General features: G+C 58.7%; 6 protein-coding genes. 4 read left to right on the forward strand and 2 right to left on the reverse strand.

Annotated features, from left to right (window positions below; all coding sequences use genetic code 11):
* Window positions 1–30: 30 nt before the first annotated feature.
* Complete coding sequence (gene htpG / locus NW862_RS06190) at window positions 31–1890, forward strand: molecular chaperone HtpG (protein WP_414348974.1); 1860 nt, start codon at window positions 31–33, stop codon at window positions 1888–1890.
* Here the strand turns inward: htpG and ribH are convergent.
* Window positions 1884–2474 carry a 6,7-dimethyl-8-ribityllumazine synthase gene (ribH, locus tag NW862_RS06195; protein ID WP_414334940.1) on the reverse strand — a complete coding sequence of 197 codons (591 nt, stop codon included), beginning with the start codon at window positions 2472–2474 and terminating at the stop codon, window positions 1884–1886. The two genes, htpG and ribH, sit on opposite strands and share 7 nt — an antisense overlap.
* A 201-nt stretch (window positions 2475–2675) precedes the next feature.
* Here ribH and NW862_RS06200 point away from each other — a divergent pair, with 201 nt between their 5' ends.
* Window positions 2676–3656 carry a LysR substrate-binding domain-containing protein gene (locus NW862_RS06200; RefSeq protein ID WP_414348975.1) on the forward strand — a complete coding sequence of 327 codons (981 nt, stop codon included), beginning with the start codon at window positions 2676–2678 and terminating at the stop codon, window positions 3654–3656.
* On the opposite strand, the gene NW862_RS06205 is transcribed toward NW862_RS06200, so the two are convergent.
* Window positions 3586–6018 carry a phospholipid carrier-dependent glycosyltransferase gene (locus NW862_RS06205; protein WP_414334942.1) on the reverse strand — a complete coding sequence of 811 codons (2433 nt, stop codon included), beginning with the start codon at window positions 6016–6018 and terminating at the stop codon, window positions 3586–3588. The genes NW862_RS06200 and NW862_RS06205 overlap by 71 nt on opposite strands.
* A 108-nt stretch (window positions 6019–6126) precedes the next feature.
* Here NW862_RS06205 and NW862_RS06210 point away from each other — a divergent pair, with 108 nt between their 5' ends.
* Complete coding sequence (locus tag NW862_RS06210) at window positions 6127–7704, forward strand: cryptochrome/photolyase family protein (RefSeq protein WP_414334943.1); 1578 nt, start codon at window positions 6127–6129, stop codon at window positions 7702–7704.
* Window positions 7705–7784: 80 nt separating this feature from the next.
* Entirely contained in the window at window positions 7785–8327 is a 543-nt protein-coding gene (gene nrdR, locus NW862_RS06215) for a transcriptional regulator NrdR (protein WP_414334944.1), read from the forward strand.
* Window positions 8328–8462: the final 135 nt, after the last annotated feature.

Here is an 8462-nt window from a genome sequence, read left to right on the forward strand (position 1 = left end):
CACTGAGCTTGTTGAAGTGCCGAGCCATCTATGACTGTGCTGGAACAGGGATCCATCACCATCCACACCGAGAACATTTTCCCCATCATCAAGCAGTCTCTCTATTCGGATCGGGAGATTTTTTTGCGGGAGCTGATCTCCAATGCTGCCGATGCCATTGCCAAGCTCAAGATGGCCAAACTGGCCGGCGAAGTGGCGGATCCCCCGGAGCCGGAGATCGTGATCGCGCTCAACAAAGAGGCCAAGACCCTCTCGGTCAGCGACACCGGCATCGGTATGACTGCCGAAGAGGTAAAAAAGTACATCAACCAGGTGGCCTTTTCCAGCGCTGAGGAGTTCCTTCAAAAGTACAAAAGCAAAGAGGCAGAACAGGCGATCATCGGCCACTTTGGCCTGGGATTCTATTCCTCTTTTATGGTGGCGCAGCGGGTGGAGATCGACACCCTTTCCTATCAGCCCGGCAGCACGCCTGTGCAGTGGTCTTGCGACGGCAGCCCAACTTTTACCCTTTCCGATTCGCAGCGCTCCGCCATCGGCACCACCGTCACCCTTTACCTCAGCCCGGATAGCGAGGAGTATCTGGAGCCAAGCCGCATCCGCGAATTGGTGCGCAAATACTGCGACTTCATTCCCGTCCCTATTAAACTCAACGGAGAAGTCATCAATCGCCAGAAGCCCCTCTGGAAGATTCCTCCCTCTGAGCTCAAGGATGAGGATTACCTAGAGTTTTACCGCTACCTCTATCCCTTCCAAGAGGATCCCCACTTCTGGGTACACATCAACACGGATTATCCCTTCATCGTGCAAGGGATCCTCTACTTCCCCAAGTTGCGCCCGGATATCGATCCCACCAAGGGCCAGGTCAAGCTATTTTGCAACCAGGTTTTTGTCCAGGATAACTGCGAAGAAGTCATTCCCAAATTCCTCCTGCCTCTGCGCGGTGCCATCGACAGCCCGGATATTCCCCTCAACGTCTCCCGCAGCTTCCTGCAAAATGATCGCACCGTCAGGCGCATCGGGGATCACATCGCCAAAAAGGTGGCGGATCGCCTCAACGAGCTTTACAAAGAAGACTATGAAAAATATGTCAAGGTCTGGCCCGATATCAGCCTCTTCATGAAGTTTGGGGCGATGAACAACGACAAGTTCTTCGCCCAGATTAAAGACATTCTCATCTTCCGAGTGGCCGGATCCCCTGCCGATAAACCGGAGTACGTGACCCTCAAAGCATACCTGGAGCGCACGCGGGAAAAGCAAAACAAGCGGGTTTACTACGCCACCGACGAAGCGGCCCAGAGCGCCTACATCGACCTGCACCGCTCCCAGGGCCTGGAGGTCATCATGCTGGATAGCTGGATCGACAGCCATTTCAGCAGCTTCCTGGAGCGGGAGTATCGGGAAGAAGGGATCCAATTTAAGCGGGTGGATTCCGAGCTGGACGAGACGCTGATCCAGAAAGACAAAGCTGCCGATCTCGTCGATCCGGTAACACAAAAAACCCGCAGCGAAAAGCTGGTGGATCTGTTCCGTCAGGCTTTGGGCAAAGAGAAGCTGCAGATCAAAGCCGAGGCCCTCAAGTCTGAGTCGGTTCCGGCCATGATCCTGCTGCCGGAGGCGCTGCGGCGCCTGCAGGAGCTCAATGCCATCCTGCAACAAAAGCCCATGGAGTTTCTGGAAGAACACACCCTGGTGCTCAACACCGCCCACCCCTTGATCCAAAACCTGCAGGCTCTGGCCGAGGAGGGGCGGGATCCAGAGCTGGTCAACCTTATCTGCAACCACATCTACGATCTGGCGCTGATTACCCAGAAAAGCTTTGACCCCGCAGCCGCACGGGCCTTTGTGCAGCGTTCCAATGAGGTGCTCACCCGTCTAACCCGCCGTCAGTAGGCGGCACTCTCCAAAGTTACCCCCGGCTGCAGCGCCTCTGCTCCACCGGGCAGAGAGGGACGGGAGGCCGCTCCATTGTTGCCGGCGCTGTTGCTCCCTTGCAAGAGGGGAGCCACTTGGCGCATCAGGGTGGCCATCTCCAGGGCACTCATGGCGTATTCCCAGCCTTTGTTGTTCTTGATCCCGGCCCGCTCCAGCGCCTGCTGCAGAGTATCGGCGGTGAGGATCCCGAAAATGACTGGCACGCCGGTGCGAAAACTCGCTGCCGCGATCCCCTTGGCCACCTCTGCCGCCACATAGTCGAAGTGAGGGGTTTGGCCGCGAATTACTGCCCCCAGGCAGATGATGGCATCGTAACGGCGGGACTGGGCCAGTTGGTGGGCTACCACAGGCACCTCAAAGCTGCCCGGCACCCAGTAGTAGTCCACCTGCTTGCTCTCCGGGCCGACATCCACACCATGCCGCTTCAGCCCGTCCTGGCACCCCTCCAACAATTTGCCGGCAATCAAGTCGTTAAACCGACTGATAACAATCGCCAGACGCAGATCCGCCGTCTGAACAAAGTTGCCCTCGTAAACTGCCATCTACACTGCTCCAGACCTGAAAGACAAGCGGGTCGACCAACACGGCAAAACCGCGCTTTCCCATCCTAGTTCACTCCCCTACCTCAAGCTCCGTCAAAGGACGGGGGACAGGGGTTTGCCTTTCCCCGGGGAGATCTCGCCAAAACGCATAGATCAGGGCTTATGATTTAGTAGTGAACCTTTAGTTTTTCCTAATTGTCCATGAAGGCCATTACCTTGCACCAACTGCAAATCTTCGAGGTTGCCGCTCGTCACCTGAGCTTTACCCGGGCTGCCGAAGAGCTTTACCTGACCCAGCCCACGATTTCCATGCAGATCAAGCAATTGAGCAAAGCCGTGGGGTTGCCGCTGTTTGAGCAGGTGGGCAAGCGGCTGTATCTCACCGAAGCGGGGCAAGCTTTACACCAAACCTGCAACAAAATTTTCGAACAATTGAATCAATTCGAGATGACCCTTGCCGACCTGAAGGGGTTAAAACAGGGACGGCTGAGCATTGGGGTGGTCACCACCGCCAAATACTTTATTCCTCGTCTTCTGGGGCCATTCTGTCAGCAGTATCCCGGTATCGACGTCGCCCTTAAAGTAATCAACCGCCAGCAGGTTTTGGAGCGGCTCGGCCACAACATGGACGATCTCTACGTGATGGGGATGCCGCCGGAAGATTTGGATGTGGTGGCGCAACCTTTTCTGGAAAACTCTTTGGTGGTTATGGCCCCCATTCATCATCCGCTGGTGGGCCAAAAGCGGATCCCTCTGGCGCGCATTGCCCAAGAACCCTTCTTGGCCCGCGAACCCGGATCTGGAACGCGCATGGCGGTGGAGCGGCTTTTTGACAAACACAACTTGAAGTTAAATATTCGCATGGAGATAGGCAGCAGCGAAGCCATTCGCCAAGGCATTGTTGGTGGACTGGGCATTTCGGTTTTGTCTCAGCATGTGTTGGCTTTGGGGGGATGGCAACATCATCTGGCTATTTTAGATGTGGAAGAGTTCCCCATTCGGGGGTTTTGGTATTTGGTCTATTTGCGCTCCAAGCGCCTTTCGGTGGTGGCCAAAGCTTTTGCCGACTTTCTGCTTTCACAAGTTTCTCAAATGGATTTGGACTTTGTGGCTAAAGATCAGCACAAACCCAATTCCAATCCCAGTCTGGATCCGCTTTCTGGCAAAGAGGCCGAACCATAGCCGAAACCTCTTGTTGCAACTCCGGAACGCCTTCAAGGTCACGGGTAAAAAATACTCGCAAAAAGGCCAGGTAAGCCCGCGCCCACTGGTCCTCGGGATCCAGCTCGACAATTTGTTGAAAATGCCGCTGGGCTGCTTGTGGCTGCAGCAGCACTGCCAACATGAGGCCCAGTTGGTAGTGGCTTTGGATTTGCCGGTTCACTCGACCCTGGGCAGCGGCCTGTTGCCATTGCCCCTCTAGCAATTGGCGTGTCAGGGTGCGATCGGGATCCGTCAGAAAAGTCGGGTATTGCAGGGTTGTCCAGGCATTGAGGTAAAGGGAGAGAGTTTGCAGATCCCCAGCAGCAGCAGCTCTGGCCGCCTCTTGGAGAGGAAACAAGGGATCCATCAAAAAAAGGGATCCCTCCTTTTGGAAGCTGAACAGGAATCCTCTCCAGGGCTGGTGGAGGGCATGGCGGATCCCATTGGGCAACTGCCAATCCAGGTGGAGAAAGCTCCCCTTCGAGAAGTCGGCTGTGGGCAGCGTCAGGATCTCTTCCACCAGCCAGACACCCGTTGAGCTGAGCTGCAGGCGGTTCTGCCCCACCACCCAGGCGCGCTCGGCCAACACCTGCCCTTGGGAATCTTCCAGCCACGCCCAGGCCAGGGTTTGGGCCAACTCCTGAGCCGGGCCTTGCCAGCGCAGCCGCCAGGCCGGGATCCCCAGCTCCGACAGCGCCTCAACCTCCACCAACTCCACCTCCCCAGCTTCAAGAGGCGACTCCTGCACCGTCACCCGTGGCCGGCGGGGAAAATAAGTCTGCAGCCGACCCACGCTGGGCAACTCTACCCCAGGTTCTTGTCGCCAGTCCGGGCTGCTGCGCAGGTGCTGCCGGATCTGCTCCTTGGCCGGGCCGTAGGGGCCGACAATTCCCTGTTCCCCCGCAGCATCTACAAACCCGTCCAGCAAGGATAGCTCCAGTTCCGGCCAGGGGGTTTGCCCGGCAGCGCGGAACGTGACCGGCCAGCGCTGGAGAGCCGCCAAGTAAGTCAGCGTTTCCGAAGAAATGAGCTCGGTGTTGGGAAGAACGCCCAAGGTGGTGGTTAAACCCGGCTGGAGCAACGTCTCAATCCACTGGGTCAGCTCCTGGGCGGGGCGCTGCCCCTGCCACTGCATCGGGATCCCCCTCCAGAGAGGGGCCACGCCTGGGGTGAGGGGCCGACCCAAGCTGGCCAAGGCCAAGCAGCCCAGAACCAGCCCCGCGCAGGCTCCCCTTTGCAAAGCCCACCCGCCCCAGCGCTCCCCCAGCCACCGATAAGCTTTTTGCATCCCACCTGCCGACAACACCGCCAAAAGGGGCAACAGGGGTAGGGTAAAGCGCACATCTTTAATATCCACCACGGTGTAGAGAAGATAGCCCGAACTGTAGGCGGCCCACAGGACTGCCTCTCGCCGGTCCAGGGATCCCAGCAGCGTCAGCAGCGGCAAGGGGCACAAAAAAGGGCTCATCTGCAGGGGCAACCAGCGCAAGTAGGCAGTCCACCAACACAGGGATCCAGCCCCACAGGTGACGTAGTAGTGGGCAGTACTGGCATAGCCCCACCCATTGCTGAGCACAAACAGCCAGTTGGCTCCGTACCAAGGCCAACACAGCAGCAGCGTCACAGCCAGGCCCAACCCCATCTGGGCCACAGGGATCCCTTTTTGCCACCCCACCGCTTTTCTGCTGCGCCAGAAAGCCTGACCTGCAGCCCCCACCAGAGGCAGCAGCAAAAACAGCACCCCTGTCCACTTGGTCAGCAGCACCGCCGCCACCCCCGCCCCCACCCCCGTCGCCCCCCGCCAGGACGGCTCCTCCGCATAGGCCCACAGCGCGCAAAAAGCCAGCGTCACCGCCACCACCAGCGGCAGCTCCAGCATGTAAACATGAGCCAAAGCCGTGATCCCCGGATAAAGGAGTACCAGCGCCGCCGCCAGCCAGCCCACTTCCCAAGAGCGATAGACCCGCCGCCCCAGCCGCTGGGTTGCCAGGATCAGAACCCCCAGCAACACCCAATTGAGCAATTGCCCGTCAGCACGGCCGAACGGATGCAGAGCTGCCAACGGGATCCCCAGCCAGTAGGCCAAAGGCGGGTAGCGCTGGTTAAGGTGGAGCAACTGCTGCCACCAGATCTTTTCCCAGCGAAACCGCCCCAGGTGAAGCCCAAACGCCTGCGCCTGCAGCAGATGCTGCGCCTCATCCCAGGCCGGCGGCAAGGGATCCGTCCAATTCCAAATCACCAGCAGCAGCAGCGCCGCCATCCCCAGCCCGGCCCAGGCCTTGAAAAAAGGGATCCCCAACCGCCCTCTTTCCCCCGCTAGCCGGCTGGATGCCCTCTCCATCGCCACCTCACCTTAGCCCTGCTCCCCAACGCTACACTCAACTTGGGCTGCCCTCAGAGATCTAGAGACATCTTGGCCCCGCGATCGACAAAATTACCCCGCCTTCCCATGACCGCTTCACTCGCTGGCCCCACAGGCGTCTGGATCCTCCCCGATCAACTCCATCCCCAGCAATCCGCCCTCGCCTCCCTCTCCGCCCTACCCCCTCGCTGCGTTCCCATCATCCTCATCGAATCCCACACCTGGGCCAGCTCCCGCAACCACCATCAGCAGAAATTGGTGCTGGTGTGGTCGGCCATGCGCCACTTTGCCCAAGAACTGCAACAGCGGGGCTACCCGGTCACCTATGTGGAAGCCGACGGCTATGCCGAGCCCCTGCAAACCTGGGCCAAGCAACAGCAACTGCGGCAAATCCGCCTCATGCAGCCCGCCGATATTCCCGTCCGGGATGAGGTAGAAAAGCTGCGGTCTGCCCTCCCCTGCCCCCTCCTGATCCTGGAAAACAACCACTTCCTCTGGACAGCTCGCCAATTTATCGACTGGGCCACAGGCCGCAAGCGCCTGCTCCTGGAAGACTTTTACCGCGAAGGGCGCAAACGCTTCCGCATCTTCATGGACGGCTCCCAGCCCCTCGGCGGGCGCTGGAACTACGACCGGGAAAACCGGCAGCCTCCCCAGCCTGGCCGGCGCTACCCGCCGCCTCTGACGTTTCCTCCCGACGCCATCACCCAGGCCGTGATCACAAAAGTCAAGCACCATTACGGCCATCACTTCGGATCTTTAGAGGGATTTGGCTGGGCTGTCACCCGTGCCCAAGCCCTGCAAGTGCTCGAAGACTTTATCCGGCACCGCCTGCCCCACTTCGGCCCCTGGCAAGACGCCATGCAAACCGGCGAGGACTTCCTCTACCACTCCCTGCTGTCCCCTTACCTCAACTTGGGCCTGCTCACCCCCCATGAAGTCATCGCCGCCGCCGCACAGGCCTACCATCGCGGCGGGATCCCTCTCCCTTCGGCGGAAGGCTTCATCCGCCAGATCCTGGGCTGGCGGGAATACCTGCGCGGCTTCTACGAATACCAAATGCCCCAGGGCTATGCCCAGAAGAACTTCTTTGGCCACTACCGCCCCCTGCCGGACTTTTTTTGGACGGGCGAAACCGACATGGCCTGTCTGCGGCACACCCTAGGGCAAATTCGCCGCCATGGCTATGCCCACCACATCCAGCGACTGATGGTTCTCAGCAACTTTGCCCTCATCAGCGGTATCCAACCCCAAGCGGTGGAAGCGTGGTTTCACGACGTGTTCATCGACAGCTATGACTGGGTGATGCAGCCCAACGTCATCGGCATGGGCCTTTTCGCCGACGGGGGCATGCTCTCCACCAAACCCTACGCGGCCTCCGCCCAGTACATCCGCAAAATGAGTGACTACTGCCGCCATTGCCGCTACAATCCCAGCGAAAAGATGGGCGAACGGGCCTGTCCCTTTAACACGTTTTACTGGGACTTCCTGTTGCGTCAGCACTCCCTCCTAACTCCTTTGGGCAGGATGAAATGGGTACTGGCCCATCTGGATCGCATGGAACCAGAGCTAAAAGCCCAAATCCAGGCGCAAGCCGCCGCCTGGTGGGATCCCTGGCCATCTATGCCCAACGAACAGAGTTCATCTCAGCTGCAATCTGTCTGAGTCTAAATGGGTATCCGAAGGTATCCGGTAAAATTGAGGCACCCCCTCTCCACCTGTCGCTTTGTCGAGGATCACCAGCCATGAAATGTCCCCGCTGCAGCAAACAAGAAATCCGGGTTTTGGAATCTCGTTCGGCAGAAGGCGGCCAGAGTGTGCGGCGGCGGCGAGAATGCATGTCCTGCGGCTACCGCTTCACCACCTACGAACGCATCGAGTTCATGCCCATCATGGTCATCAAACGGGATGGATCCCGCGAAAGCTTCAATCGCAACAAGATCCTGCAGGGGGTGATGCGCGCCTGCCAAAAAACCCCCGTCACCGTCAGACAGATGGAAGAGCTGGTCAACGAGATCGAAGAAAAACTGCAATTGGAAGATGCCCAAGAGGTAACCACTCTGCGCATCGGCGAGATGGTGCTGGAGCGCCTGCAACACCTGAGCGAGGTGGCCTATGTACGCTTTGCCTCCGTCTACCGCCAGTTTCAGGGTATAAAAGACTTCGTCAACGAGCTGGAACAGTTGGAGCCACCTCTTCGACAGAAGCTGGAGCGGCTGCTGCGGGACTCTTCCGCCTCAGATTCCGAATCCCCAAGTTCCCCAGACTTGGTGGGGGGATATTCTTGACAGACTTCCCGTAGCCAAAGCCAGAGACTTCGCGGCGCTTCTCGGTAACTCAGGAACGATAGCCGCCAACAAGCCCAGGCGATCCCCTGGGTCAGCGAGAAAAGGGCGCTTATGGGTGAGAAAAATTGCTGTAAG

This window comes from Synechococcus sp. H55.8, assembly GCF_047462375.1.
Taxonomy (GTDB): domain Bacteria; phylum Cyanobacteriota; class Cyanobacteriia; order Thermostichales; family Thermostichaceae; genus Thermostichus.

Bases quoted from the DNA above. Each gene is read 5' to 3' on its own strand.
- htpG (WP_414348974.1), top strand. From the start codon at position 31: ATGACTGTGCTGGAACAGGGATCCATCACCATCCACACCGAGAACATT.
- ribH (WP_414334940.1), bottom strand. From the start codon at position 2,474: ATGGCAGTTTACGAGGGCAACTTTGTTCAGACGGCGGATCTGCGTCTG.
- NW862_RS06200 (WP_414348975.1), top strand. From the start codon at position 2,676: ATGAAGGCCATTACCTTGCACCAACTGCAAATCTTCGAGGTTGCCGCT.
- NW862_RS06205 (WP_414334942.1), bottom strand. From the start codon at position 6,018: ATGGAGAGGGCATCCAGCCGGCTAGCGGGGGAAAGAGGGCGGTTGGGG.
- NW862_RS06210 (WP_414334943.1), top strand. From the start codon at position 6,127: ATGACCGCTTCACTCGCTGGCCCCACAGGCGTCTGGATCCTCCCCGAT.
- nrdR (WP_414334944.1), top strand. From the start codon at position 7,785: ATGAAATGTCCCCGCTGCAGCAAACAAGAAATCCGGGTTTTGGAATCT.